The sequence below is a fragment of the Allobosea sp. GW822-FHT03F07 genome (assembly GCF_058801345.1).
Window position 1 is genome coordinate 86,760 of sequence record NZ_JBXAND010000005.1, and the last position, 26,270, is coordinate 113,029.

Below are 26,270 nucleotides of genomic sequence, written 5' to 3' on the forward strand. Positions count from 1 at the left end.
TTCCCATGGCGGGGGATACCAAAGCACTGGGATTCGTGTCCGGGCGGCCGTTTGGCTGCCCGGAAGGCCTGAGGGGAACGAACCAAATCCGCAGGTTAGAATGCGGATGAAACAGGCCACAGCGCCAGGTCGGCGCGCCCTCAGCCGCTCGCGCGTAACCGTCCTTCGGCAAGATCGCGCGCTTGCGCCTCGCAATCGCGCTCCGCGACCGGACCGTAACCGCCGGCGCCTGGCGTGACGATCTCGACGATCTGGCCGGGTTCGAGCGCGCCGTCGCCGCGCACGAACGGCACGACTCCTTCGCTGAACGAGTAAGAGCCCCCCTGCCCTGGCTCGCCGCCAGCGATGCCCCAGGGTCGCGACTTCAGGCGCGAATTGTCGACGTTGAGCCGACAGGGCGCTTCGGCCCTGTAGACACGACGCAAACCCATGCCACCGCGCTGGCGCCCACGTCCGCCTGAGCCGTCGACCAGTTCGTAGCGCAACAGCGTGAGTGGATACTCGACCTCCAGCGCCTCGACCGGCAGATTCGAGGTGTTGGTCATGTGGACATGGACGCCGTCGAGCCCGTCCTTGGTCGCGCGCGCGCCCGATCCGCCACCGATCGTCTCAAGATAGACCCAGAGATCGCCGCTGCCGGGCATCGCCCCCATGAAGGTGGCGGCGGCGACCGCGCCCGAGCAGGCGGCGATGACGCGCTCCGGCACGGCCTGCGCGAGCGCGCCATGGATCAGGTCGACGACGCGCTGGCAGGGCGCGATCCGCCCGTTCACCGCTGCCGGATGCAGGCAATTCAGCACCGTCCCCTCCTTCGCCGTCACGGTCAGCGGACGGGCTAAGCCTGCATTGGGCGGGATCGTCGGGTCGGCCACGGTCTTGACCGCGTAATAGACCGTCGACAGCAGCGCGGTGTAGACCATGTTGAAGCCGGCGCGCGCCTGGGGCGGGGACTCGAACGCGAGCGTCATCTCCTCGCCCGCGACCGTGATCGCGACCGAGAACTTCATCGGCTCGTCGATCTCGGGATTGTCGAAATAATCCTCGAAGCGATAGACGCCGTCGGGGATCGACTTGATCCCGGCGCGCATCTTGCGCTCGGCATAGTCCTGCAGGGACTTACCTGCCGCGAGCACGGTGGCACGGCCATATTTGTCGCAGAGGGCGCGCACGCGCTCGCCGCCGAGCCGGTTCGCCGCCATCTGGGCGCGCAAGTCCGACAAGCGCTCACGAGGAACCTGGCAGTTCAGCAGGATCAGATCCTGCACGTCCTTCATCAGCACGCCGCCGTCATAGAGGCGGATCGGCGGGATTCGCAGGCCTTCCTGATAGATATGGGCGTGGCCGCGATCGGCGAAATCGGAATGGTGGGCCGTGTTGACGGCCCAGGCGACCATTTTTCCGTCATGAAAGATCGGCTCGGCCAGGACAATGTCGGGCAGATGCGTGCCGCCGCCCTCATAGGCATCGTTGCCGATGAAGACGTCGCGGGGCTTCATCTCGGAAATCGCGTGGCGCTTGAGGATATGCGGGATGATGCCGATGAAGGAGCCGAGATGCATCGGGATGTGCTCGGCCTGGCAGAGCGTGTTGCCCTCGATGTCGAAAAGCGCGGTCGAGCAGTCGCGGCGCTCCTTGATGTTGGTCGAGTAGCTGGCCTTGACCAGCGCCTCGCCCATTTCCTCGGTGATCGAGGCGAAAGCGCTGCCGATGACCTCGACGGTGATCGGATCGACGGTGACCGGTGCGGGCGCGTTCATCACAGCGTCTCCAGGATCAGGTTGAGATAGGGCTCGACGCGGGCGGTCATGCCGGGCAGCAGTACCGTGGTCGCGTCCATCTGCTCGATGATCGCCGGCCCGTCGATGAGGTTGCCGGATCTGAGCGTGTCGCGGTCATAGATCGGGCAATCGACGAAGCCGCCGGTTTCCGGGAACCAGACGTCGCGCCGGCCGATGATCGCAGGTGAGGCGTCCGGTCCGGCATCGGGCTCGGGCCGGAACTCGGCCTTGGGCACGAAGCCGATCGCCTCGACCCGATAGGTCACGAGCTGGACCGGTTCGCCCTCGGCCACGAAGCCGTAAAGGCGCCTGTGCGCCTCGGCGAACCCTTCCGCCAACGCCTTGGCGGTCTCAGCCGAGATCGGCCCGTCCGGCACCTCGATGGCGAGCTCGTAATTCTGGCCGTGATAGCGCAGGTCCGCCGTGCGCTTGAGCTCGCGGTCGGCGGGCGCGACCTTCTCTTCAGCGAACCAGTGCTCAGCCTGGGCTTCGAGACCAACAAAGATCTTGGCCATGTCGGGAGCCAGCCCTTCGCTGAGCGTCGCCAGACGCGTCGTAGCGAAATTGGCGCGCAGGTCGGTGAGCAGCAGACCGAGCGCGCAGCCGATGCCGGGATTGCGGGGGACGATGATGCGCTTCATCTCCAGCTCGCGCGCCAGCCGGGCGGCATGAAGCGGACCCGCACCGCCGAAAGCGACGAGAGCGTAGTCGCGCGGATCATGGCCGCGCTGGACGCTGATGACCCGGATGGCCTTGGCCATGTTGGCCGTGACGACCGAAATGATGCCCTGAGCCGTCGCCATCGGGTCGAGGCCGAGCTCATCGGCGATGCGGCCGATCGCCTGCTTCGACAGCGCTTGGTCGATCGGCATGCGCCCGCCGAGCAGATGCGTCGGGTTCAGGGTCTGCAACACGACATTGGCGTCGGTGACGGCAGGTTCGGTCGAGCCGCGGCCATAGCAGACCGGGCCGGGATCGGCGCCGGCGCTGCGCGGGCCGACCTTGAGCAGGCCGCCTGAATCGATCGCCGCGATCGAGCCGCCGCCGGCGCCCACTGTGTGGATGTCGAGCATCGGCGCCTTGATCGGATAGCCATGGACGGTCGCCTCGCTGGCGAGCTTGGCCTCGCCGCTACGCAGCAGCGCAACGTCCGAGGAGGTGCCGCCCATGTCGAAGGTGATCAGGTTCTCGATACCGGTCATGCGACCTATGGCCTGCGCCGCGACGACCCCCGTCGACGGGCCGGAGAGCACGGTGCGCACGGGCAGGCGCGCCGCCATGTCGAAGCCGATGACGCCGCCATTCGACTGCGTCAAATGCGGCGTCGTGACGACACCGAGCTCCTTCAGTCGCTCGGCGAGACGCTGGATGTAACCCTGCATCACCGGACCGAGATAGGCGTTCACCACCGCCGTCGAGATGCGTTCATACTCGCGGAACTCGGGCGCAACCTCGGACGAAGCGCAAATGAAGGCGTCGGGAAACTCCTCAGCCACGATGCGTCTTGCCGTCTCCTCATGCTCGGGCCGGACGAAGCCATAGAGGAATCCGATGGCAACGGCCCTGACGCCTGCCTTCCTCAGCGCACGCGCTGCCTGACGCACCCCCTCCTCGTCGAGCGGCATCTCGACCGAGCCGTCATGGCGCAGGCGCTCCGTGACACCGAAACGCAGATCGCGGGTGACGAGAGGCGGCGCCTTGTCGACCTGAAGGTCGTAGAGATCGGGACGCTTCTGGCGGCCGATCTCGATCAGGTCGCGGAAGCCGTCGGTGGTGATCAGTCCGGTCTTTACGCCCCGATGCTGGATCAGGGCGTTGGTGCCGACCGTCGTGCCATGGCCGAAATACACGACCTCGCCCGGCTTGGCACCGACGCGCTCGGTGCCTTCCTGTGTGCCGCGCGCGATGGCGCGGGAGGGATCGTCCGGCGTCGACGGCACCTTCCAGACCGCCACCTGACCGCTCGCATCGTCGAAGAGACAGATATCCGTGAAAGTCCCGCCGGAATCGATCCCGATACGCCAGGCCATGACTTCAAATCCTCCGGTTCAACCGAGCGCCGTCTCCACGGCCTCGGACCATGGCGCGCCATGGCCGAAGCCGCCCTGATACCCGCAAACCGCCGCGGCATTGGCTGCACCGGCGGCCAGCGCCTCCGGAATGCCCTTCTTCTCCAGCACGGCCAGAAGAAACGCGGCGATGAGGCCGTCACCGGCGCCGAGCGTATCGACGATGTGCGCCCGGGTGATCCCGTGGCGGTGGAATACCCCATCTGCCAGAGCCAATGAGCCGCGCTCGCCGCGCGTCACCACCACGAGCTCCGGCCCGGCCTCAGTGCAGCGGCGGGCCAAATCGCGGCACTCCGCATCGGAACCGGCGGGGAAGGACAGGAAGGCGATGTCGAGGAAGGGCAGCGTCGCCGCCAGATTCGCGTCGGTCCAGCGCTCGGAGAAGTCGTAGGAGAAGCGACGTACGGCATGGCGGAGTGTCGCGAGTTCGGCGTCGAGTTCGCTGTAGATGCTCGAATGCACCAGATCGAAGCCGGCGACATAGGCGAGATCCTCAGGCGAGAACCGGCCCCATTGGCCGCGTACACCGCGCTGCGAGCGCAGGAAGCGGCGGTCATGGCCGTCATGGCCGATGAAGGCGCGGGCATTGTCGCCGGCGAGCATGCGGCAGCGGCTCGTATCCACGCCCTCCCGGAGCAGGGCATCGACAATCAGCCTGCCAGCCTCGTCCGAACCGAGGCAGCCGAGATAGCCCGCCTCGGCGCCGAGCTTGCGGGCCAGGACCGCGACATTGACCGCGTTGCCGCCGGGGAATTGCAGACCCCGATCGACATAGGTGTCGACCGTGTTGTCGCCGAGTCCAAGCAGCCTGAGGGTCATGCGGCCTCTCCGCGCGAGGAATTCAGTACGCGACCTTCCACATATAGCGGCGGGTCGAGAGCGGCTGATTGTGGAGCACGGAGAGATGCGCCGCCATGCGCTTCAGCGCCGACTGGAGGATGTAGGGCGCGACGATCGGGCGAATCTCCGGCGCGATGCCCTTCATCGCGAAATCCCGGGAATCATATTTCATGACCCGCCCGGCATAGGTGTCGCAGAACGTCGAAACGCGCTCCATCAGCGGGCGGCTCGGGTCTTCGCCCGTGATCAGGATCAGCGGTGTGCTGCGGTCGATGATCTCGAAGGGGCCATGAAAGAACTCTGCCGCCTCGATCGGATAGCTGTGCAGCCAGAGCATCTCCATCAGGATGCAGACCCCGAAGACATAGGCTGTGGTGAAGCCCGGCCCCGAGGCGACGTGATAGAAATTGCGGTCCTTGGCATAAAGGCGCGCGTCGGCTGCAGCGCGCTCCTCGTTCTGCTCCGCCGCGTCGCAGACCGCGCCGGGCAGCGCATCGAGCGAGGCGACGAGCTTGTCGCCGAGCGACCAGCCGTCCTTCGCGCTCATGATGCCGCCGACCAGCGCCTGCATCAGCATGAACATGGCCAAGAAGGATTCGCTGGTGTCGCCCACCACGAAATGTTCGGGCACGGCCAGCGCAAGCGGCTTGTCGGCATATTGGCTGAAGGCGACGAGCTTGCAGGGCTTGTCCTTCAGGAACGCAGCAGCGGCGACCGTCTCCGGTGTCGTGCCGGATTTGGAGGCGAGCAGCACGAGCGTCCGGCCGTCGAGCCGCGGAGGATCGATCGCCATGAGTTCCGCCGGGAAATAGCGGCGGACTTCGATGCCGGGCGAATAGTGCTCGAGCCAGTATTTGATACCGAGCATGGCACGGTTCGCCGAGCCGCAGGCGACGAGATAGATCCGATCGATCTCCGGGGCGAGACGGCGGCCGAGCGCGTAGGCCCGGGGCACGGCGGCGCGGGTCTGCGCGAGCCCCTCATGCACGCGAGCGCGATCGAAGGCGATGGACATGGGAGGGCGTCACTTCCTGGCGGCGAAGAATTGGTATACACCAATCACCTATACCAATACCTGTCAACCATAGTCCAATTGGCCGATGGATCAGCTCGATTGCGCCGCGCTTCCACGTATATGCTCCCCGGGATGTGGAGCCGACGCAATCCCGCTATATGCGGAAACGGGAAGCATCCGAGAGACGCCAGCCATGCGCGAACCCGTGAAACGGGCCAAGCCGATCTATGTCGAGGTGCAGGACTACCTGCTCGACCTCATCAGCGGGCCGGATTACGGGCCCGGCGATCGCGTGCCGTCTGAACGCGCGCTTGCCGACACGCTCGGCATCAACCGCATGACCGTGCGCAAGGCGATCGACAAGCTCGTCGACCGCAACGTTCTGGAGCGCAACGGCACCAGCGGCACGCGCGTCCCGCTGGTCCAGGTGACACGTCCGATCGAGGTGCATTCGACCCTCGGCATCACCCGCCTCATCCGCAATGCCGGCGGCGAGCCCGGCAACAAGCTGCTGCATTTCGGCGAGGAGAAGGCGACTGAGAGCATCGCACGCCGGCTCGAGATCGCAGCTGGCGTCGATCTGATCATGTTCCGCCGGCTGCGCACGGTGAATGACGAGCCGTTCTGCATCGAGACGAGCTATCTGCCGGCAGCGCGTTTTGCCGGGCTCGTAGCGGAAGACCTCGTCGGCGGGCAGTCGCTCTATGAATTGCTGAGAGCCCGCTACCATGTCGAAGCCAGCGCGCGCGACCGCGAGATAGGCGTCGGTATCGCGACGGATATGGAGGCCCGCCTGCTCCTGCTCCAGCCCGCCGCGCCCACTCTGGTCCTGCGGCTGGTAGCGCGCGACGGCGACGGCACACCGATCGAATACATGAAATCGGTCAACCACCCGCATCACGTCGTCTTTCGCAACTCCACGCCGACCCCACAGGACTGATCATGTCGCGGCCTACCTTTCGCTTCCGGCCCGAGGCCGGGCTCTCGTCTCCGGCCCGGGAGCGCGTGTGATGGGCATCACCATCGAGACGATCGACCCCGACGCAAGCCTCCCGAAGCGGAGCGACGTCGTCGTCATCGGCGGCGGCATCATCGGCATCATGACCGCGCTCTTCCTGGCGAAGGACGGAATTTCGGTCACGGTGTGCGAGAAGGGCGAGGTTGGCCACGAGCAGTCGGGCCGGAACTGGGGCTGGGTCCGGATCATGGGGCGCGATCCAAGCGAAATTCCGCTCGGGCTGGAAAGCATGCGGCTCTGGTCCGAGATGGACAAGCTGGTCGGGGGCGATACCGGCTTCACCCGCTCCGGCATCGTCTATGTCGCGGACACACCCGCCGCACTCGCCCAGCACGAAGCCTGGCTCGACCATGCCAGCCAATACCAACTCGACTCCCGGCTGCTGAGCTCGCGCGAGATCGAGAGCGTGCTGCCCGGCTGCAAGCGCGCCTTCGCGGGTGCCCTGTTCACGCCGAGCGATGCGCGGGCAGAGCCGCAAAAGGCTGTGCCGGCGATGGCGCGCGCGCTGCGCCGGCACGGCGGCACGGTGCTGACGCGCTGCGCGGTGCGCGGCATCGAGACCAAGGCCGGCCGGGTCAGTGCCGTGGTAACGGAGCGCGGCACGATCGCCTGCTCACAGGTCGTGCTGGCAGGCGGCGCGTGGTCGCGGCTGTTCCTCGGCAATCTCGGCATCGACTTTCCGCAGCTCAAGGTGCTCGGCTCGGTCCTGCGCACCGAACCGCTCGACGGCCCGCCGCCCTATGCCGTCGGTGGCTCGGACTTCGCTTTCCGCAAGCGTCAGGACGGCGGCTACACCATCGCCCATCGCGGCGCGAGCACAGCCGAGATCGTGCCGGACTCGTTCCGCCTGTTCGGTGATTTCCTGCCATCGCTGGTGAAGCAACGGCACGAGCTCAGGTTGCGTCTCGGGGCGCGCTTCCTTGAGGAGGCGCGGACGCCGCGGCGCTGGGCACTCGACGAGGTGACGCCTTTCGAGCGCATGCGCGTGCTCGATCCGGCGCCAGTCAGTAAGATCCTGAACGAAGGGCAAGCCAATCTGATCAGGGCCTTTCCGGCTTTCGCCGGCCTGAAGATCGCGCAGGCCTGGGGCGGCTTCGTCGATGCGATGCCCGACGCGGTGCCCGTGATCGGCGAGGTGCCGCGCCTGCCGGGCTTCTTCATCGCCAGCGGCTTCTCGGGCCACGGCTTCGGCATCGGCCCCGGCGCCGGCAGGCTGATTGCCGACCTCGTAAGGGGAGCAACGCCGATGATCGACGCCAGGCCCTTCCGGCTCGAGCGCTTCGCCCGGCTGGAGCGCACGACGCGCGCGGAATGACCGCCCTCCCCCGACAGGTCAACCCAGCGAGGTTTCTTCCAGCGAATAGGCCGAGAAGAAATTCGTGCCGCCCGGTAGAGCCTTGAAGCCCGTCACGCCCTTGACCATGCCATAGCCCTGGGAGCGCCAGGCGAGGCCGACGAGCGTCGCCTGCTCCAGAGCAAGCTTCTCGAGCTCGGCATAGATGGCCTTGCGCTTGGCGATGTCGAATTCGGCGCGCCCCTTGGCGAAGAGCGTGTGGAGTTCCGGCGTCGGCAGACCAAAACTGCGCGAGATGTTCGGCGGCAACTCGCCGTCGAGCAGCGGTGCGAGCCCGTCCGGATCGTTGTTGTCGGCCGTCGTGCCCTGGACACAGAATTCGTAGCGCCCCTTGCCGCCGAGATCGACGCGCGAGGCCCAGTCCGGCAGGTTGAGCTTCACGTCGATGCCGATCTCGCCGAGATGGGCCTGCACCACCTCGGCGGTCGATTTGTGCATGCCGTATTGCGCGGTCGAGAGCAGCGTGCAGGAAAAGCCCTTCGCCACGCCGGCTTCCGCCATCAGCTTCCTGGCCCTGTCGGGATCAAAGCTCCAGAATTTGGCGCGCCCGGCATCGTAATAGGGGCTGGTATCGGGGATCGGGATGCCCTGGAGCGGCGTGCCGCGCCCGAAGAAGGCAGCCTGGACGATGTCCTCGCGCCGAATGGCGAAACCAACCGCCTGGCGCAGGCGCGGATCCTTGAACGGCCCGCTGGTGCCGTTGAAGTTCAGCCCCATGAATGGGCCGTTGGCGGCGTCGAGCTTGAGGCGCGGATCCCTCTCGATCGCAGCCATATGCTGCCAGGGCACGTATTCGATCAGATCGATATCGCCGGCCTGGAGCGCGGCGACACGCAGGTTCTCATCGGCATAGGCCGTGAGCTTGATGCCGGCGAGCCTGGGCAGGCCGGGCTTGTAGTATTTGTCGAAGGCCGCGACCTCGATCGAGACGCCCCGCTCCTGGTCCTTGACGGTGAAGGGGCCGGCGCCGATGCCGAGGCCGCGCCCCTCGATCGAGTCCTTGGCGATGATCGGCGCGTGCGGGCTGGCGAGCCAGATCGGCAGGGTCACGGTCGGCTGCTTCATGACGATACGGATCGTGCGGGCGTCAGGCGTCTCGATTTTTTCGATGCCGCCGAATTCGGCTTTCAGGAAGGCGGTGGAGTTCGGCGCGGCGATCTGCTCCAGCGTCCATTTCACGTCGTCGGCCGTCACCGGCTTGCCGTTGTGGAAGCTCGCCTGCCGCAGCTTGAAGACCCAGGCCGTCTCGCCGTCCTGCGCCCAGGATTCCGCAAGCTCGGGCCGAACCTCGCCCTTTTCGTCGAAGCCGGTCAGGCCACGGAAGATCAGGAGCTTCACGGTGAGTGCGGCGGTGCCGGTATGGACCCATGGCTGCAGACTCGGCGGAAAACTCGACAGGCCGAAGCGTAGGACCTTTCTCCCGGGTGTCTGGGAGAAGGCGGAGGCCGTAACCAGGGGAAAGCTGGCTCCGGCAGCGACAAGGGCACGGCGCGAAATCATCGTCATCGGAGATCCCCTTTTATCGGCCTGAGGCAGCATGGATTGGTGTATACCAAACGTCAATCGCGTCTTCATCTGAGAGGGGCCGCGTCTTCTTGGTCTCGAGGGGCGTGATGGGTCTTCTGCGATTTCTACACGTCCTTCCGCCGGCATCCTTGACAGCATTGATCGGCTTGAATGGTATATACCAATCTTGCTGACGCGAGTGTGCAAGCCGATCGCCGACGCGCAGCGAAAAACTGCCGTGCTCCGCCGACCATGCCTGAAGGAGATGCCCCGTGAGCGAGATCGTCAAAGTCAAATCCGGGAGCAAGTTCGAGGATCTGAACAGCTACTCGCGGCTGGTGGTCGCCGGAGACATGATCTTCGTCTCCAACACAGCCGGGCGAAACTACAAGACCCGCGCCATCGCCAGCGACGCCAGGGGCCAGGCCGAGCAGGCTTTCCGCAACATCGAGGGCTCGCTCGCCGCCGTCGACGCCTCGCTGAAGGACGTCGTCGCGATCAGGGTCTTCGTGCCGGACATCGCCGATATGGCGGCGGTCGGCGAGGTCGTCGGACGCAAGTTCCGGGGCATCGACCCCGCCAACACCACGACCTGCACGCCGCTCGGCCAGCCCGAGCTCAAGGTCGAGTTCGAGGTGACGGCCTATCGCCGGCGCAGGCCGGACGAGGCCGAAAAGCGTATCAGCGTCGACCTGTCCTGAGCCTGTCGACATGCCGGACGTCGTCATCGTCGGAGGCGGGATCAGCGGCGCGGCCGCAGCCTACGAGATCGCGCGCGCCGGGCATTCGGTGACATTGTTCGAGGCCCGCAGCCTGGCGGCGATGGCGTCCGGCTGGACCTTGGGCGGCGTCAGGCAATCCGGGCGCGACCCGGCGGAACTGCCACTGGCGAAGGCCGCGGTTGAACGCTGGGGCGGGCTCGACGATGAACTCGGTGCGGCGACCGGCTATCGCCGGCGCGGCAATCTGCGCCTCGCCCGGACGGAAATCGAGGTTGAGATCATCCGCCAGCTGGTTGTCCGGCAGCGAGAGCTCGGCCTCCCTATCGACTATCTGCCGGACAATGCGGCGATCAGGGCGATCGCGCCGGCCATCGGCCCGTCGATCCTCGCCGCCTCGTTCTGCCCGGGCGACGGCCATGCCGACCCTATCCCGACGGTGCGGGCCTTCGCCGCTGCTGCCACGCGCTATGGCGCGACCATTCGCAACGGCACGGGTGTGCGGGCGCTGACGCGAACCGGCGACACGGTCACCGGCATCGAGACATCAGACGGCGAGATCGTTTCCGCCGGGCGGGTCATCCTGGCGACAGGCATCCATGCGCCGGAACTGCTGCGGCCGCTGGGGCTCGATCTGCCGCTGCGGGTCAAGCTCGTCTGCGTCATGCAGAGCGTGCCGCTGCCGCCGCTGTTCGAGCAGGTCTTCGGCGTCGCCAATGCCGACGCCGCGGGCCGGCAGGAGGTCGATGGCCGCCTGCGCGTCACCACCGGCATCGGCGACTGGCCCCATGAAGCTGCTTCCTGGACACTGGACGCGCTGGCTCCGCGCGCGTCGGACATCGCCGCCTTGATCGAGCGGGTGACGCTGGTGCTGCCGGCTGCCGCCGATGCCGGGATCGCGCGCCTGTGGGGCGGGCTGATCGACCTCACGCCGGATGCGCTGCCGGCGATCGATGCCCATACCGGCCTCGAGGGCCTGATCGTCGCGGCCGGCTTCTCGGGCCATGGCTTCGGCATCGGTCCGGTTACCGGTGAAATCCTCGCCGATCTTGCGCTGTCAAAGCAGCCGCGCTTCGATCTCACCCCGTTCAGGCTGGACCGTTTCGCAGGCGAGCCCGCGACGGACGTCGCACTGACGCTGCACGGCTAGAGGATATCGCAGATGCCTGCCCCAATGGGATGCGTGATCCTGATCTCGGGCGCCAATCGCGGCATCGGCCGCGCGGTTGCCACGCTCCTCGCGCTGCCCAACAATGCCCCGGTCGCGGAATTGCTGGTCAATTGCAGGTTGGAGGATACGCTTTAGGCACAGATCCAGAGAAAACGGACGGGGTGGAATTCGCGATCCGGACAGGTCGCCGCCCTGCCCAAACGTCACCGGCGCAAAGCCGGGATCGTCGGCACCCAAGAAAAACGCAGGGGAACAGCAATGAAACGAACCGGATCAATCCTCGCAGCCATGCTGGCCGGCGCGCTGCTGGCGACGCCCGCGCTCGCGCAAAAGACAGTGCTGACCGTCGGCATGCAAAGTTCGGATGCGGGCGTGCTCGATCCGCATCTGAATTCCGGCACGCCTGGCAAGGCGCTGCTGAACTGGATGTTCAACGGACTCGTGCGGATCAAGCCGGGCGAGCTCTCGCCTGAATTCATCGAGCCCGATCTCGCCGAGAGCTGGGCCTCCTCGCCCGACGGCAAGGAATGGACCTTCAAGCTGCGCCAGGGCGCGCAGTGCCATCACGGCTATGGCGAGTTCACCTCGGAGGACGCCGTCTATTCGCTCAACCGCGCCGCGACCAAGGAGAGCTCGGCCTTTTCCTCGGACTACACCGCCTTCGACAAGGTCGAGGCGCCGGACAAGTACACCGTCAAGATCACGCTGAAACAGGCGATCCCTAGCCTGCTCGGCATCGTGATGAACTATCACGGCGGCAACATGGTCTGTAAGAAGGCCGCCGAGGAGCTGGGCAAGGATGGCTTCGCCAAGAAGCCTGTCGGCACCGGCCCGTTCATGTTCTCCGAATACGTGCCGCAGCAATATGCCAGGCTCGTCGCGAACCCGAACTACTTCCGCGGCAAGCCGAAGCTGACGGAGATCCTCTACCGCTTCATCCCGTCCGATTCCTCGCGCGACCTCGCCTTCCAGTCGGGCGAGCTCGACATGATGCTCGGTCGGCAGGAGCAGGCCTGGGTCGACCGCATGAACGCCTTGCCCGGTGTCAAGGTCGTGGCCATGGGGCCGGCCGAGATGTCGGTGCTGCATCTCAACATGAGCCAGCCGCCGCTCGACAATCTCAAGGTCCGACAGGCGATCGCGCATGCGATCGACCGCAACGCGATCTGGCAGTTCCGCGGCAAGAACATCTCGCGCCCGGCCGTCTCAGTGGTGCCGTCGGGCTATCTCGGCACGGACGAGAAGGCGCCTCTCCTGCCCTTCGATCTCGCCAAGGCCAAGGCGCTCTTGGCGGAAGCCGGCTTTCCCAACGGCGTGACGATCAAGACAATCAACACGACCCTGCCCTCGATGCTGAGCTTCACCGAAGCGACGCAGGCGCTGCTGAAGCGGGCGGGCATCACGCTGGAGATCCAGCCGGTGGAGCATGCGACGTTCCACCAGCAGATCCGGCAGGACCTGTCGCAGGTGGTGCATTTCCAGGCGGCGCGCTTCCCCGTCGCGGATGTCTATCTGACGCAGTTCTTCCACTCGCGCTCGATCGTGAAGACTCCGACCGCGGTCACCAACTTCTCGCATTGCAACGCCGCCGATGCCGAAATCGACCAGGCCCGCTCGGAAACCGACAAGGCCAAACAGATCGAGCTCTGGAAGACGGCGCAGCAGAAGATCATTGCGCAGGTCTGCGCGATTCCCGTGAACGAGATGATGCAGCTCTGGGCCTACAAGGACAGCCTCGACCTCGGCTACGAGCTGAAGGCCTCGCTGAATCTCGGCCCCCCGGTGCTGGAGACGACGCGCTTCACGAAGTGAGCGCGCCGTCCCGCTGACATACGCCGGCCCTCTCCGCGCGGAGGGCCGGGAGCTCCCTTCTCAAACTCAAGGGCACCATGGGCGCCTTCCTCGTCAAACGGCTCGGCTTTGCGGTCGTCACGCTGCTGGCTGTGCTCTCCCTCGTCTTCGTCGTCGTGCGGATCGTGCCGGGCGACCCCGCGCAGGTCATCCTCGGCGACCAAGCCGACGCCGCCGCGATCGCGGCGATGCGGACGCGGCTGGGGCTCGACGCACCGGTGGCCGAACAGTACTGGACCTTCCTCTCGGGTGCGATCCGGGGCGACTGGGGCGTCTCGCTGGTCACCGGCCGACCAGTGATTCAGGAAATCCTCGCGGTGCTGCCCTGGACGATCGAGCTCACGATCGTGTCGATGCTGATCGGCATCGTCATCGGCGTGCCGCTCGGCGTCTGGGCCGCGGTCAACCGCAACCGCATGCCGGACTACGTGACGCGCATCGCCTCGCTGCTGGGCCTGTCCTTCCCGCCTTTCGTCTCGGCGATCATCCTGCTGATCATCTTCGCGATCATGCTGCGCTGGTTCCCTGTGATCAGCGCCGGCAGCGGCTCACTCTCGGCCTGGTTCCAGGCGATGGCGCTGCCCGCTCTCAACCTCGGGCTGATCATGGCGGCCTACATCACCCGCGTCGCCCGCTCGGCCATGCTGGAGGTGATGCAGGAGGACTATGTCCGCAGCGCCCGCGCCAAGGGTGTGCCCTGGCGCGTCGTCGTCTGGCGGCATGCGATGCGCAACGCGCTGATCCCGGTCATCACCATCGTCGGGCTCTACCTCGGCATCCTGATCGGCAATTCGGTCCTGACCGAGATCGTCTTCAACCGGCCGGGTCTCGGCAAGCTCATCGTCGGCGCGCTGAACCAGCGCGACTACACCATGCTTCAGGGCATGATGGTGATCTACACGCTGATCGTCGTGCTGGTGAACATCGCAACCGACCTCACCTATGCCCTCGCCGACCCAAGAGTGAAGCTGTCATGAGAGTGAAGCTGTCATGAGCACCTCGGTCCATGATGCCGGCCAGGCTCCGCCCCCGCGGTTGCGCTGGCTGAAGGCGACGATCAGCGCCTTCAACGCCAACAAGACCTCCTGGGTCGGGCTTGTCATCGTCGTGCTCGTCATTTTGGCAGCTGTCCTGGCGCCGGTCATAGCGCCGCACGACCCGCTCGAGCAGAACATCCTGTCGCGGCTGCAGCCACCGCATGAGAATTACTATCTCGGCACCGATTATTTCGGCCGCGACATCCTCTCGCGCCTGCTCTACGGCGCGCGGATCTCGCTCGTCATCGGTGTCGCCTCGACCATCATCGCCATGGTGCTCGGCTCGCTGATCGGCATCCTCGCCGGCTGGTATGGCGGGCGCTTCGACGTGGTGGTCATGCAGGCGATGGACATCCTGCTCGCCTTCCCCTCGCTCATCCTCGGGCTGATCCTGGTCGCGATGCTCGGTCCCTCGATGGAGAACATCACCATCGCGATCGCGCTGACCTCCATCCCCTCCTTCGCCCGCATCGCCCGTGCGCCGACCATCTCCGTCAAGGAACGGGACTTTATCGAGGCCGGTCGGGCGCTCGCCTTCTCGGACGCCAGGATCATGGCCGGGCACATCCTGCCCAATATCTTCCCCGAAATCCTGGTCATGGCTTCGCTCTGGCTCGCCGCCGCGATCCGCACCGAGGCTTCGCTCGCCTTCATCGGGCTCGGCGTGAAACCACCGATCGCGACCTGGGGCGGCATGATCCGCGAGGGCTTCGAGAACATTCTCGACAGCTACTGGCTGGTCCTGACGCCGAGCCTCGCCATCCTGATCATCGTCTTCGCGCTCAACATCCTCGGCGACGGCCTGCGCGACGCCATCGACCCCAAGCTGAAGGGCGAGCGATGAGCGCCCCCGTCCTCTCCGTCCAGAACCTGCAGACGGCTTTCCGCGTCGGTGGCCAATGGCGCTGGGCCGTGGAAAACCTCAGCTTCGACGTCGCGCCGGGAGAGACGGTCGCGATCGTCGGCGAATCCGGCTCGGGCAAGAGCGTCACCGCGCTCTCGATCATGCGGCTGGTCTCGGCCACCAATGGCCGGATCGACGGCCGCATCGCACTCGAAGGCCGCGACCTGCTGGCCCTCTCCGAGGAGGAGATGCGCAAGGTCCGCGGCAACGATGTCGCGATGATCTTCCAGGAACCGATGACGAGCCTCAATCCTGTGCTCACCGTCGGCTACCAGATCTGCGAGGCGCTACGCTATCATCAGGGGCTCGACAAGGCCGCAGCCGAGGCCGAGGCCCTGCGCATGCTGGAGAAGGTCCGCATTCCCTCGGCGAGGGCGCGTTTCGGCAATTATCCGCACCAGCTCTCCGGCGGCATGCGCCAGCGCGTGATGATCGCGACCGCACTCGCCTGCAAGCCGAAGCTCCTGATCGCCGACGAGCCGACGACCGCGCTCGACGTGACGATCCAGGCCCAGATCCTCGAGCTGATCAAGACGCTGCAGGACGAGGAAGGCATGTCCGTCCTCTTCATCACCCATGACATGGGCGTCGTCGCCGAGATCGCCGACCGCGTCGTGGTGATGTGGAAGGGCCGCAAGCTCGAGGACGCGCCCTCGGAGCAGGTCTTCAACCGTCCGGTCTATGGCTACACCAAGGCATTGCTCGCCGCTGTGCCAAAACTCGGCGACATGGAGGGCCACGGCCGGCCGCTGCGCTTCCCGGCGATCGACGCCGCCAATGGCCAGGTGCAGGGCGTGCCGACCGAGGCCGCCGATACGGTCAAGGCGGATGAAGCGCCGCTGCTGGAGGTCTCAGGGCTGACGACGCGTTTCGGCATTCGCGGCGGCATCCTTGGACGGCTGCGCGGCCGGGTGCATGCGGTCGAGAACGTCTCCTTCACGCTCCAGCGCGGCGAGACGCTGGCGCTGGTCGGCGAGTCCGGCTGCGGCAAGTCGACGACCGGGCGTTCGATCCTGCGGCTGGTCGAGCCCTCGTCCGGCACGGTGCGGTTCGAGGGCCGCGAAGTCACCAGTCTCGGCAAGGGCGACCTGCTCGATGTCCGTCGCAGCATGCAGATGATCTTCCAGGACCCCTTCGCCAGCCTGAACCCGCGCAAGAGCGTCGGTGCCGCCATTGCCGAGCCGATCCTCGTCCATGGCATCGCCAAGGGAGCGGAAGCCAAGGAGCGCGTCGCCGAGCTGCTGCGCAAGGTCGGTCTCTCCCCCGAGATGGGCGTGCGCTTCCCGCACGAGTTCTCCGGCGGCCAGCGTCAGCGGCTCGCGATCGCCCGCGCTCTGGCGCTTTCGCCAAAACTCGTGGTCGCCGACGAGGCGGTCTCGGCGCTCGACGTCTCGGTCAAGGCGCAGGTGTTGAACCTGATGCTGGACCTGCAGGCCGAACTCGGGCTGGCCTATCTCTTCATCTCCCACGATATGGCCGTGGTCGAGCGTGTCAGCCATCGCGTCGCGGTGATGTATCTCGGCGAGATCGTCGAACTCGGCCCGCGCGAAGCCGTCTTCGCCAATCCCAAGCATCCCTACACGCGCAAGCTGCTCTCGGCCGTACCGGTGCCCGACCCGGCGCGGCGCGGCCTGCGCCGCGAACTGGCGGTTGACGAGATTCCGAGCCCGATTCGCGCGCTCGACTGGCAGGCCCCAGCGCAGGCGCTGATCGAGGTCGCACCCGGCCATTTCGTCAGACAGGCCAGGTAAAGCGCGCCGCAACGGCAATTGTTGTGCGATGGATCGAAGATGATGGACCCAGAACGCACGATGAGACGGCCTTGTTGCCACCATCAGGTCGAATGACCGGCATCGAGGTTGGTGTTTAGGTGTTCAGTCTCGGCATATGAAGGATCGGATGGAGCTTGAGCTTTTCGGGATGCTGCTCGAGTTGGTAGAATCTGGCCCATAGCGCACCCCTCGATTCCTGCGCCGAGATTGCACCGTCATACATATGCCAGGATCGAACAGCTGGATCTGGAAATCAGAGGGCCTCACCAGCGACGGCGGGCCTGACAGACTTCGAGGCCGAGCTGGCCTGGCTCGTCTCGCCATAGCCGCGTCCGTAGTGGGCCTCCAGCCTGACCTGCACGAGGTTCCACAGCGTCGTCAGCGCGAGATAATAGACTGCGGCGACCAGATAGAGTTCCAACACCTCGAACTTCTGCTGCATCAGCATCTGGCTGCGCCGCATCAGTTCCTCCATCGAGATGATCGAGGCCAGCGACGTCGCCTTGAGCAGCCCGTTCAGCGAGTTGCCCAGCGGCGGAATGATCAGGCGCAGCACCTGCGGCAGCAGGACGAGGCGCAATATGTGCCAACGCGACAGGCCGAGCGCCTTGGCCGCCTCCCTTTGCCCCTTGGCGATCCCGTTGAAGCCGCCGCGGATCGTTTCCGACAGATAAGCCGCCTCATTGAGGCTGAGCGAGAGCAGGGCCGACATCAGGACACCGAAACGGATGCCGACCTGCGGCAGCGCCGTGTAGATGATGACGAGTTGCACCAGCAGTGGCGTGCCCCGGAAGACCCAGACATAGAATGCCGCCGGCGCCGAGAAGATGCGGCGCGGCGACATGCGCGCCAGCGCGATCACGAGGCCGAGGATCAGCCCGACGATCATGGTAGTGACGGTCAGGCCGATCGTCACCAGAACGCCTTCGAGCAGATAGGCGTTGGTGAGGTAGGACAGGAAAGCGTGGACGTCGAACATCTTCCCGCCCCTCCCCGGTTCAGTTGGTGGGGCCGTCGCCGCGGATGGCGAAGCTCGTGGCGGCAAGCTTGGTCATGCCGAACTTCTCGAACAGCTTGTCGTAGGCGCCCTCCGTGCGGATCGCAGTGAGCGCCTCAGCCACCGCCTGCGCCACCTTCTTGTCGCGGAAGGCAAAGGTGATGTCGGTGCCGGCGACGTCCTTCAGCCAGATCTTGGCGATGCCACGTTGCACGAGGGCGTTGGCGGTCTCGTTGATGTTGATCGCAGCCTCGAGCTGGCCGGCGCGGAGCGCGGCCGAGGTCTCGGTGACGGTCGAGAAGGTCCGGAAATCGATCGGCTTCAGGCCCTTGGCCACCATCTCGGCATTGAACTCGCGCGACTTGCGCTCCTGATAGGTCGCCGTCTCGACGCCGACGACGCGCCCGGCGAGATCCTCGAATTTCTCGAGCTTCAGGCTTGATTTGGGGTCGGTGTAGATGCTGAGCGCCTGCTGGGCGTAAGGCACCAGGAACAGGATCTTCGAGCGCTCCTCGGTCCAGAACAGGCCGGTGTTGATCGTATCGAAGCGGCTGGCGCGCAGGCCCGGGATCATCGGCGGGAAGTCCATCCGGATGAAGACCGGCTCCAGGCAGATGCGCTTGGCGATCTCCTTGGCGAGTTCGACGTTCAGGCCCTGCAGTTCGCCCTTCTCGTCGACGAATTGCTGCGGCGGCAAGGTCGGGTTGATCGACATCTGCCATTTGCCGGCCTCGATCAGGCTGGAGGCCGGAACTTTCGACGTGCAGGTCTGGGCGTGAGCCGCCCCCGTGAGGCCGATCAGCACGGCCAGGGCGTAGAAGGTCTTGAAAAGGCGCATCGCGTGGTCTCCCGTGCAGAAGGATGAATGGCGGGGCAGGCGTTTCCTCGGTCGCTTCTTCGTTCCGTTATCGTTGGCCTGCGTCGGCGGATCAGCCATCCGCTTGCCGCGTCAGGATCAGCGAGACGTGACGGGCTTCCGTCACGACCTCGTCGCGCTGGTTGATCAGGTCGAGCTCCTCGACGACGATGCCGCGATCGGGATTACGCGTCGGGCGCTTCTCGACGAAGCGGAAGCGCACGCGCAGGCTGTCGCCGGCGACGACCGGCGCTTTGAAGCGGACCGCGTCCCAGCCGAGCGAGGCGACAGAGGTTGCCTCGTAGAGCTTCAGCTCCGACTTCAGACCCTCCATCAGCGACAGGCCGTAGAGCCCATGCGCGATCACGGCCGGGAAGCCGCGCGAGAGGGCATAGCCCTCGTCCAGATGCAACGGATGATGGTCGCGCGTAACGTCGGCGAAGGCGGCGATGTCGGCGGCCGTGACGCTATGCCCCTCACTCTCGAACTGGGCGCCGAGCTCGATGTCCTCGTAGCGGAGATTGATCGCTGCGGTGCCGCTCATCGCATCCTCCCTCAGGCGACCTTGCGCGTGCGAGCAGGCAGTTCGACGAAGCTGCGGCCAATCCCCATCGGGCCGGGCCGGAAAATGCGAGCGTCCATTTCGCGAAGATCCGGGCTGATGCGGGGCCGGAAGCCCATATGCGCCAGCACGTCCTCCTCGAGCCGGACGCCGGGGGCGATCTCGGTCAGCGTCACCGCGCCCTGTTCGAGCTGGAACACTGCCCGCTCGGTGACGTAGGAGACCTGCTGCCCGCGCTCGGCGGCGAGCGCCGCGCTGAAGCTGATCTGCCCGACCTGCGGCACGAATTTGCGGAAGGCGCCGTCGCGGCGGATCGAAAGGCGGCCGTTCTCGACGCCGATGTCGAGCTTTCCGCCGGTCATGGTGCCGTTGAAGATCAGCCGCTTGGCGTTCTGGGTGATGTCGATGAAGCCGCCGGAGCCGTCGCGGCGCTCGCCGAAGCGGGTGACGTTGACGTTGCCGGCCTCGTCCACCTCCGCGAAGGAGAGGAAGGCGCAAGTCAGCCCGCCGCCGTCGTAGAAGTCGAACTGATAGGCCTGATCGAGGATCGCGCGCGGATTGATGGCCGTGCCGAACTCGCGCGCATGGCCCGGCACGCCGCCGACGACGCCCGATTCCACCGTCAGCGTGATCAGGTCCTCGATGCCTTCTTCGGCCGCGACGTTCGGGATCATCGCCGAGATGCCGACGCCGAGATTGACCACGTCGCGCGGGTGCAGCTCGAAGGCGGCGCGGCGGGCGATGACGCGCCGCTCGGTCAGTGGATCGGGTGCGATCATGGCGACCGGCACACGCGTCTCGCCGCAGCGGGCGGGATCGTGAACCGTGCCGTAGGTTTGCATCTGCTCGGGTTCGATCACGACGTGATCGACGAGGAAGCCTGGAATCTTGACCATCTGCGGATGCAGCGTGCCGCGCTTCACGATGCGCTTGACCTGGCAGATCACCGTGCCGCCGGCATTGTGCACGGCCTGCGCGATCGACAGGTCCTCGCGCGTGGTGCCCTCGTGCTCCATGCTGATGTAGCCGTCTTCATCCGCCGAGGTGCCGCGGATGAAGGCGATGTCCGGCGGGCCGGGCGGCCGGTAGAGCAGCCACTCCTGCCCGTGCAGTTCGATCAGGTCGACGAGCGGCAGGGTCGTGCGCGCATTCATGCGCCCGCCGTCCTGGCGCGGGTCCATGTACGTCTTGAGGCCGACATGAGTCAGGACGCCGGGGTGCTTCGCCGCCATGGCGCGGCAGAGCTGGCTCATCACCCCCTGAGGGAAGTTGTAGGCGTCGATCAGTTCGTCGCGCACCAAGCGCATGAACGGCACCTGCAGCCCGAAATTGCCGCCGATGACGCGCGCGATCATGCCCTCATGCGCGAGATGGCAGAGCCCCTTCTCCGTCACCGCGCCGACGCCGGTGATGTTGATCAGCGTCAGCCGATGCGGCCCGGCGCCCCCGAGGAAGCGCGCCTCGAGTGCTGCGAGGATCGCCTCCGCCGCCCCGGTGCCGCCATTGCCGCCGACGATCAGCGTGTCGGCGTCGCGCACCAGCCCCGCCGCCTGTTCGGCCGTGATGATGCTCAGCGTCATGCGGCCTCCTTCTCGACCTGGCGGGCGATGATGAGGCGCTGGATCTGGTTGGTGCCCTCGTAGATCTGGGCGAGACGGACGTCGCGGAACAGCCGCTCGATGCGGTATTCGCGAGAGTAGCCGTTGCCGCCGTGAATCTGGAGCGCGTTCGAGACGTGCTTCATCGCCATGTCGGTGGTGAAGAGCTTGGCCTGCGCCGCCTCCTTGGCGATCGGTTGACCGGCATCGTGCAGCCGGGCGGCGTGGTGGATCAGCAGGCGTGCCGCAGCAATGTCGGTCGCCATATCGGCGAGCATGAACTGCACCGCCTGGAAGCCGATGATCGCCTGGCCGAACTGTCGGCGAGCCTTGGCATAGGCCGTGGCGTCCTCGAAGGCGGCCTGCGCCATGCCGAGCGCCATCGAGGCCATCATCAGCCGGCTGAAGTTGAAGTTGCTCATCGCCATCTTGAAGGCCTGGTTCTCCGGCCCCATCAGGCTGTCGGCCGGCAGGCGCACATCGGAGAAGGCGATCTGGCAGTCTTCCAGGCCGTGCATGCCCAGAAGCTCCTCGTTCTTGCCGCGCGCGATGCCCGGCAGCATGCCGTCGACGAGCAGGCAGGAGATCGCCTTGTGCCCAGCCTCGGAGCCAGTGCGGGCGAAGACCATGATGCGGTCGGCGATCCCGCCCAGCGTCACCCAGGCCTTGGTGCCGTTGAGCAGCCAGCCATTGCCGTCGCGGGTGGCGGTCGTCTTGATGCCAGCGACATCGGAGCCGTGGTCGGGCTCGGTGACGGCGGTGGCCGGGATGATCTCGCCGCTGAGGATCTGCGGGATCAGCGCCTTGTGCGCGTCCGTGCCATGTTGGTCGAAGAACAGCACCGCCTCGACCGGGATCGCGAAGGCGTTCGCGACCGCGCCGGAACAGCGCGCCAGCTCCTCCATGGCGATGCAGGCCGCGACGGAGTCCAGACCCGCCCCGCCCGCACCCTCGCGCAGGCAGATGCCGAACAGACCGAGATCGGCCATGCCCTTGTAGAGCGTGCGATCGAAGCTGTCGTCGCGGTCGATCGTGGCTGCCCGCGGCAGAATCTCGGCTTCCGCGAAGCGACGCGCCGTCTCGCGCAGGGCCTTCTGGTCGTCCGTGTAGAAGCGGTCCATCGCTAGGCGTCCTTCAGTCGCTGGCGAGCCTGGAATCGTGGGCGACCTCGTCCTTCTCGCGGTCGAGGAAGTAGACGGCGACATCGGCGCCCGGCACGCCATAGGCGGCGCAGACACCCTGCGTCAGCGCCTCGGCCGCCGTGCGGCGTTGCGCTTCACTGCGTCGGAAGGCGTGGACCTTGAGCAGGATGCGCTGGCTGGTCTGCGCCGAACCCATCTCGCCGGCATGGGCATAGTCACCGGGGGCGACCGGCAGGAAGAAGAGCGTGATCGTCTCAGGCCCGACGCCGAAGGCCGAGATCAGGCCGTCGGTGACCGATTTCGCCAGCGCGGCCTTGCCGGCGGGCGATACGGGCGGGGCGAGGACTTCGACATAGGGCATCGGTCAGGCCTCGCTGGCGTGAGGGTCGAACGGGCGGCAGGAATCGCGCTTCACCAGCCGGGCGCCGACGCGGTATTCGCGCCCGCCCTCCCCGCCATGGCCATTCCGGGTCTCGATGCGATGCAGCAGCCGGTCGACCGCGAGGTTGGCGAGGTCGCGCGCGCCATTGTCGACGACGCTGATCGCGGGACGGTGCCATTCGAACCAGGGCGCATCCTCGTAGCACAGCAGCGACAGGTCGTCGGGAATCGAGAGGCGGCGCTCGGCCGTCACACGCAGCACGCCCAGCGCCGATTCATGGTTTGCGACGAACAAGGCGGTCGGCGGCGCGGCGAGATCGAGCAACTTGCGACAGGCGATCGCCCCGGTCTCCGGCTCATAGCGCCCGGCATGAATCAGGGCTTCGTCCACGGCGATATCGGCTTCGCGCAGCGCTCTGATGTAGCCTGACAGGCGCTCGCGGCCCGAGGTCGTGTCCTGCCGGCCGACGACGAGGCCGATGCGCCGGTGCCCGAGCCCGATCAGATAGCGCGTGCCGGCATAGGCCCCTTGCGGATCATCCGCCAGCACGGTTTCCAGTTCCGCCTCATCGTCGCGGCGCACCACGCAGACGATCGGGATATCGCCTCGTTCCAGCGCGGCGAGTCGGGCACCATTGCAGCCGGTCGGCACCACGATCAGCCCGTCGACGCGATGGTCGGCGAGCGTTCCCAGCATATCGCTCTCCTGCTGCGGATCGTCACCGGCGATGCAGAGCAGCATCTGGTAGCCGAGCGCCTTCAGCCGCGCCTGCACCACCTCCGCCATCACCTGGAACGAGGCGTTGGCGAGATTGTGGATCAGCAGCCCGACGAGACGCGACTGCCCGGTTTTCAGGCCGCGCGCGATCGTGTTCGGCCGGTAGCCGAGCTCCCCCGCAATGCGCAGCAGGCGCTGCTGTGTGCGCTCGCTCGCAAGCCCGCCACCGCCCAGGGCCCGCGATGCGGTACTGACCGAAACGCGTGCCGCTTCTGCCACATCTTTGAGCGTGACGCTCATGAACCCTGCCGCTAAATTGGAAACGATTGCAAAACGCTATTTCTACAATATGCGCTTCGCAAGCTCAAATAATGGATTGATGGTGCCTATTGCGGCATCATGGTCCGCAAACGTTTCCAATTTCCCTGCGAGAGGAGCGCACCGCATGGACCTCAAAGGCATCGGGGGCATCTGGCCCGCTTCCTTGACGCCATTCGACAGGGCCGGCGCGATCGATGACGCCGCCCTGCATGCCCATGTCGCCGAACTGGCCGGCACGAATGGCGTCCGCGCCGTCGTGGTCAACGGCCATGCCGGCGAAACCGCCTCGCTGACGCGCGCCGAACGGTATCATGTCATCGGCGCAGCGAAGGCGGCGGCCGGCGGCAAGGCCGGAATCGTCGCCGGCATCGTCGCCGATGATACGCGAGGCGCCGTTGCGCTGGCCCGCGACGCGGCACAAGCGGGCGCCGACGCGCTGCTGCTGTTTCCGCCTGCCCTGTTCGCCCAAGGCGCCAATGCCCGCCCGGAGATGGCCTCGTACTTCGTGGCGGAGGTCGCTCAAGCGTCTGGGCTGCCGATCGTGCTGTTCCAGCTTTCGCTGGCGTCGGGCCTCGGATTCTCGCATGAGGTGCTGCTGCGCCTCTGCCGCGAGAACCAAAGCATCATCGCGATCAAGGAAGGCAGCGACACGCCCCAGGCCTATGAGGACAATCTGGCGGCGCTGCGCGGGCTCGACCGCCCGGTCACGGTGCTGACGACCAACAACAGTTGGCTGATGGCCTCGCTGGCCTATGGCGGCGACGGCATCCTCTCGGGCATCGGCAGCGTCGCCTCGCCGATCCTCGCCGAGATCCTCGAGGCGATGACACGCGGCGATCTCGATGCGGCGCGTATCGCCAATGCCCGCCTGCGGCCGCTCTGCCGCGTCTTTTACCGCGCACCCCATCTCGACGCCCACAACCGGATGAAGACTGCGCTGCACCTGCTCCGCAAGCTGCCTAACCCCGATCCGCGCGCCCCGCTCCTGCCGATTGAGGCGGAGGAGCGCACTGTGATCGCCCAGGCGCTCGCCAGCGCCGGCCTCATGCCCGGCCGCGCAGCCGCCGCCTGAACCAGACTCGTCAAATCGAAGGCCTCTCCATGAAAACCTTTCGCGGCACCTACACCGTCATGATCACGCCCTTCACGCCCGCCGGCGAAGTCGATGTCGAGGCCTTGCGTGCCTTCGTCGACTGGCAGATCGAGCAGGGCATCCACGGGTTGATCCCGCTCGGCTCGACGGGAGAATTCCTCTCGCTCGACGACGACGAGAAGGTGCTGGTGGCGCAGACGGTAATCGCACAGGCGGCCGGGCGGGTTCCGGTCCTGATCGGGACCGGCGCCGAGGACACCCGTGAGGTCGTGCGGCTCAGCCGCCGTGCTGAGAAAATGGGCGCTGACGGCGTGATGATCATCCCGCCCTTCTATTCGACGCCGACCGACGACGAACTCGTCCATCACTACAAGACCGTGGGAGACGCGATCGCGCTGCCGATCATGGTCTACAACAACCCCGCCACGGCCAATGTCGATCTCAAGCCCGCGCTTGTCGCCCGCATCGCCGAGGTCGATAACTGCCTCTACATCAAGGAATCGACCCTGGAGGTGACGCGCGTGCGCGACATCGTCCGGCTCTGTGGCGAGCGGATGACCGTGTTCGGCGGAATCCTCGGCTTCGAATCCTTCGTCGAGGGCGCGCAGGGGTGGGTCGCCGTGGCTTCGAATGTCGCGCCCGCGGCGATGGCACGGCTCTTCGAACTGGTGGCCGACGAGGACGACGTCAGGGCGGCCCGCGCGCTCTATCTCGAGCAGTTGCCGCTGATCGAGTTCGTCGGCGGCCAAGCCTATGTCGCGGGCACCAAGGCGCTGCTCAGCCATATGGGCTTTGCGGCCGGCGCGCCACGCCCGCCGCGCCTGCCCTTGCCGGCGGCTCAGGATGCGGCCGCGCGCGACCTCGTCGCGCGCTTCGGCCTCGCCTTTCGCCGTGAGGCACAGCGACGGGCGGGCTGACAGGGCCCTTGGCGACCCGCCGGCGTATTGTGCGTCGATCAGGTGACGGTCGCTCCGGGCCGTTCCGTCAGCCTGATCGCCGACGGTATCGAGTACGGTCGCGAGCGCGCGCAACTCGTCCGTCGTCGCCGGTGGCTGCAGCGGGCGCGACACATCGCCCGGGAGGCGTCCGGGCAGCTTCAGGCAGGCCTTGAAGCGCTTGGTCGCGCCTCCGCTCAGCGCATCTCGATCGTTCGGAAGTACGCGGAATACCTTGGAAACGCTGGCATCACGTTCTGAACTGATGGGGTGGGTGCCCCTCCGGCCGGCGGGCCGCATGGCCGGCCATCTCTCGCGCAGCGACCTCGTCCTTCTCGGCGAACTCGGCCATCCCCCCTTCGCCCCGTCCGGGGGACAGTTGCTCGTCCACCTGGTCGGCCGGCTCTACAAGCAGAGTTCCGTCATCGACACCACGAATCCCGCCTCCGGCGAGTGGCCCTCCATCTTCAGCGACGACAAGATAACCACCGCGCGCCTCGATCAACTCACCCATCACAGCGACATCGTCGAAAAGCCGGAGTTCTTCGTTCGTCAGCGAAGCCATGACATCCCGGGACTAAACACCTAGCCAAACAGGCGCAATGACAATCCGGCGCAACAACACAGAATTCT

The 26,270-nt window shown here is 66.3% G+C and carries 25 protein-coding genes; 13 read left to right on the forward strand and 12 right to left on the reverse strand.

Translation table 11 applies throughout. The annotated features are described in order from the left end of the window. Positions 1-140: 140 nt before the first annotated feature. Genes AC1RMY_RS16090 through AC1RMY_RS16105 form a run of 4 tightly spaced genes read right to left on the reverse strand, consistent with a single transcriptional unit; the run spans position 141 to position 5,702 of the window. Positions 141-1,757: a hydantoinase B/oxoprolinase family protein gene (locus AC1RMY_RS16090; RefSeq protein WP_492866139.1), complete on the reverse strand. Its 1,617-nt coding sequence runs from the start codon at positions 1,755-1,757 to the stop codon at positions 141-143. After that, positions 1,757-3,808 carry a hydantoinase/oxoprolinase family protein gene (locus tag AC1RMY_RS16095; protein WP_492866141.1) on the reverse strand — a complete coding sequence of 684 codons (2,052 nt, stop codon included), beginning with the start codon at positions 3,806-3,808 and terminating at the stop codon, positions 1,757-1,759. The genes AC1RMY_RS16090 and AC1RMY_RS16095 overlap by 1 nt, the downstream gene beginning before the upstream one ends. A gap of 18 nt (positions 3,809-3,826) precedes the next feature. Next, complete coding sequence (locus tag AC1RMY_RS16100) at positions 3,827-4,666, reverse strand: PfkB family carbohydrate kinase (protein WP_492866143.1); 840 nt, start codon at positions 4,664-4,666, stop codon at positions 3,827-3,829. Positions 4,667-4,688: 22 nt separating this feature from the next. Continuing rightward, positions 4,689-5,702: an SIS domain-containing protein gene (locus AC1RMY_RS16105; RefSeq protein ID WP_492866145.1), complete on the reverse strand. Its 1,014-nt coding sequence runs from the start codon at positions 5,700-5,702 to the stop codon at positions 4,689-4,691. A 193-nt stretch (positions 5,703-5,895) separates the two neighbouring features. Between AC1RMY_RS16105 and AC1RMY_RS16110 the strand changes: the two genes are divergently transcribed. Then, positions 5,896-6,642 (forward strand): GntR family transcriptional regulator, encoded by a 747-nt coding sequence (locus AC1RMY_RS16110; RefSeq protein WP_492866146.1) that lies wholly within the window; start codon positions 5,896-5,898, stop codon positions 6,640-6,642. 67 nt (positions 6,643-6,709) lie between these two features. Continuing rightward, positions 6,710-8,035, forward strand: coding sequence for an NAD(P)/FAD-dependent oxidoreductase (locus AC1RMY_RS16115; protein WP_492866148.1), 1,326 nt, complete (start codon positions 6,710-6,712; stop codon positions 8,033-8,035). Between the two features lie 18 nt (positions 8,036-8,053). Here the strand turns inward: AC1RMY_RS16115 and AC1RMY_RS16120 are convergent, their stop codons facing one another. Beyond that, on the reverse strand, positions 8,054-9,580 hold the full coding sequence (locus AC1RMY_RS16120; RefSeq protein WP_492866150.1) for an ABC transporter substrate-binding protein: 1,527 nt from the start codon (positions 9,578-9,580) through the stop codon (positions 8,054-8,056). Positions 9,581-9,852: 272 nt separating this feature from the next. Between AC1RMY_RS16120 and AC1RMY_RS16125 the strand changes: the two genes are divergently transcribed. The 7 genes from AC1RMY_RS16125 to AC1RMY_RS16155 all read left to right on the forward strand — a co-directional run bounded on the left by AC1RMY_RS16125 (position 9,853) and on the right by AC1RMY_RS16155 (position 17,013). Beyond that, complete coding sequence (locus AC1RMY_RS16125; protein WP_492866152.1) at positions 9,853-10,281, forward strand: RidA family protein; 429 nt, start codon at positions 9,853-9,855, stop codon at positions 10,279-10,281. A gap of 10 nt (positions 10,282-10,291) precedes the next feature. Further along, positions 10,292-11,449, forward strand: coding sequence for an NAD(P)/FAD-dependent oxidoreductase (locus tag AC1RMY_RS16130; protein ID WP_492866154.1), 1,158 nt, complete (start codon positions 10,292-10,294; stop codon positions 11,447-11,449). Between the two features lie 12 nt (positions 11,450-11,461). After that, positions 11,462-11,605: a hypothetical protein gene (locus AC1RMY_RS16135; protein ID WP_492866156.1), complete on the forward strand. Its 144-nt coding sequence runs from the start codon at positions 11,462-11,464 to the stop codon at positions 11,603-11,605. A gap of 123 nt (positions 11,606-11,728) precedes the next feature. Further along, positions 11,729-13,282, forward strand: coding sequence for an ABC transporter substrate-binding protein (locus AC1RMY_RS16140; RefSeq protein WP_492866158.1), 1,554 nt, complete (start codon positions 11,729-11,731; stop codon positions 13,280-13,282). 77 nt (positions 13,283-13,359) lie between these two features. After that, on the forward strand, positions 13,360-14,298 hold the full coding sequence (locus AC1RMY_RS16145; RefSeq protein WP_492866160.1) for an ABC transporter permease: 939 nt from the start codon (positions 13,360-13,362) through the stop codon (positions 14,296-14,298). Between the two features lie 13 nt (positions 14,299-14,311). Next, on the forward strand, positions 14,312-15,202 hold the full coding sequence (locus tag AC1RMY_RS16150) for an ABC transporter permease (protein WP_492866162.1): 891 nt from the start codon (positions 14,312-14,314) through the stop codon (positions 15,200-15,202). Next, positions 15,199-17,013 carry an ABC transporter ATP-binding protein gene (locus tag AC1RMY_RS16155; RefSeq protein WP_492866164.1) on the forward strand — a complete coding sequence of 605 codons (1,815 nt, stop codon included), beginning with the start codon at positions 15,199-15,201 and terminating at the stop codon, positions 17,011-17,013. Before AC1RMY_RS16150 ends, AC1RMY_RS16155 begins: the two co-directional genes overlap by 4 nt. A gap of 274 nt (positions 17,014-17,287) precedes the next feature. On the opposite strand, the gene AC1RMY_RS16160 is transcribed toward AC1RMY_RS16155, so the two are convergent. The 7 genes from AC1RMY_RS16160 to AC1RMY_RS16190 all read right to left on the reverse strand — a co-directional run bounded on the left by AC1RMY_RS16160 (position 17,288) and on the right by AC1RMY_RS16190 (position 23,588). Then, positions 17,288-18,013, reverse strand: coding sequence for an amino acid ABC transporter permease (locus tag AC1RMY_RS16160; RefSeq protein WP_492866166.1), 726 nt, complete (start codon positions 18,011-18,013; stop codon positions 17,288-17,290). A gap of 19 nt (positions 18,014-18,032) precedes the next feature. Then, the gene (locus AC1RMY_RS16165) at positions 18,033-18,869 is read right to left on the reverse strand and encodes an ABC transporter substrate-binding protein (protein ID WP_492866168.1); all 837 of its coding nucleotides are present in this window, start codon (positions 18,867-18,869) and stop codon (positions 18,033-18,035) included. Between the two features lie 91 nt (positions 18,870-18,960). Next, the gene (locus AC1RMY_RS16170; RefSeq protein ID WP_492866170.1) at positions 18,961-19,431 is read right to left on the reverse strand and encodes a MaoC family dehydratase; all 471 of its coding nucleotides are present in this window, start codon (positions 19,429-19,431) and stop codon (positions 18,961-18,963) included. Positions 19,432-19,442: 11 nt separating this feature from the next. Further along, on the reverse strand, positions 19,443-21,029 hold the full coding sequence (locus AC1RMY_RS16175; RefSeq protein ID WP_492866172.1) for an acyl CoA:acetate/3-ketoacid CoA transferase: 1,587 nt from the start codon (positions 21,027-21,029) through the stop codon (positions 19,443-19,445). Then, complete coding sequence (locus AC1RMY_RS16180; protein ID WP_492866174.1) at positions 21,026-22,168, reverse strand: acyl-CoA dehydrogenase family protein; 1,143 nt, start codon at positions 22,166-22,168, stop codon at positions 21,026-21,028. The genes AC1RMY_RS16175 and AC1RMY_RS16180 overlap by 4 nt, the downstream gene beginning before the upstream one ends. Before the next feature lie 13 nt (positions 22,169-22,181). Further along, positions 22,182-22,550, reverse strand: a complete 369-nt coding sequence (locus tag AC1RMY_RS16185; protein ID WP_492866176.1) for a tautomerase family protein — start codon at positions 22,548-22,550, stop codon at positions 22,182-22,184. A gap of 3 nt (positions 22,551-22,553) precedes the next feature. Then, a complete protein-coding gene (locus AC1RMY_RS16190; RefSeq protein WP_492866178.1) occupies positions 22,554-23,588 on the reverse strand; it encodes a LacI family DNA-binding transcriptional regulator in 1,035 nt (344 codons plus the stop codon). 145 nt (positions 23,589-23,733) lie between these two features. On the opposite strand from AC1RMY_RS16190, the gene AC1RMY_RS16195 reads away from it, so the two are divergent. From AC1RMY_RS16195 to AC1RMY_RS16210, 4 genes are read left to right on the forward strand one after another with little or no spacing between them, the layout of a single operon-like run. Then, the gene (locus AC1RMY_RS16195; RefSeq protein WP_492866180.1) at positions 23,734-24,681 is read left to right on the forward strand and encodes a dihydrodipicolinate synthase family protein; all 948 of its coding nucleotides are present in this window, start codon (positions 23,734-23,736) and stop codon (positions 24,679-24,681) included. 29 nt (positions 24,682-24,710) lie between these two features. After that, positions 24,711-25,619 (forward strand): dihydrodipicolinate synthase family protein, encoded by a 909-nt coding sequence (locus AC1RMY_RS16200; RefSeq protein ID WP_492866182.1) that lies wholly within the window; start codon positions 24,711-24,713, stop codon positions 25,617-25,619. 42 nt (positions 25,620-25,661) lie between these two features. Next, a complete protein-coding gene (locus AC1RMY_RS16205; RefSeq protein ID WP_492866184.1) occupies positions 25,662-25,898 on the forward strand; it encodes a hypothetical protein in 237 nt (78 codons plus the stop codon). Between the two features lie 37 nt (positions 25,899-25,935). Next, the gene (locus tag AC1RMY_RS16210) at positions 25,936-26,226 is read left to right on the forward strand and encodes an ATP-binding protein (protein ID WP_492866186.1); all 291 of its coding nucleotides are present in this window, start codon (positions 25,936-25,938) and stop codon (positions 26,224-26,226) included. Positions 26,227-26,270: the final 44 nt, after the last annotated feature.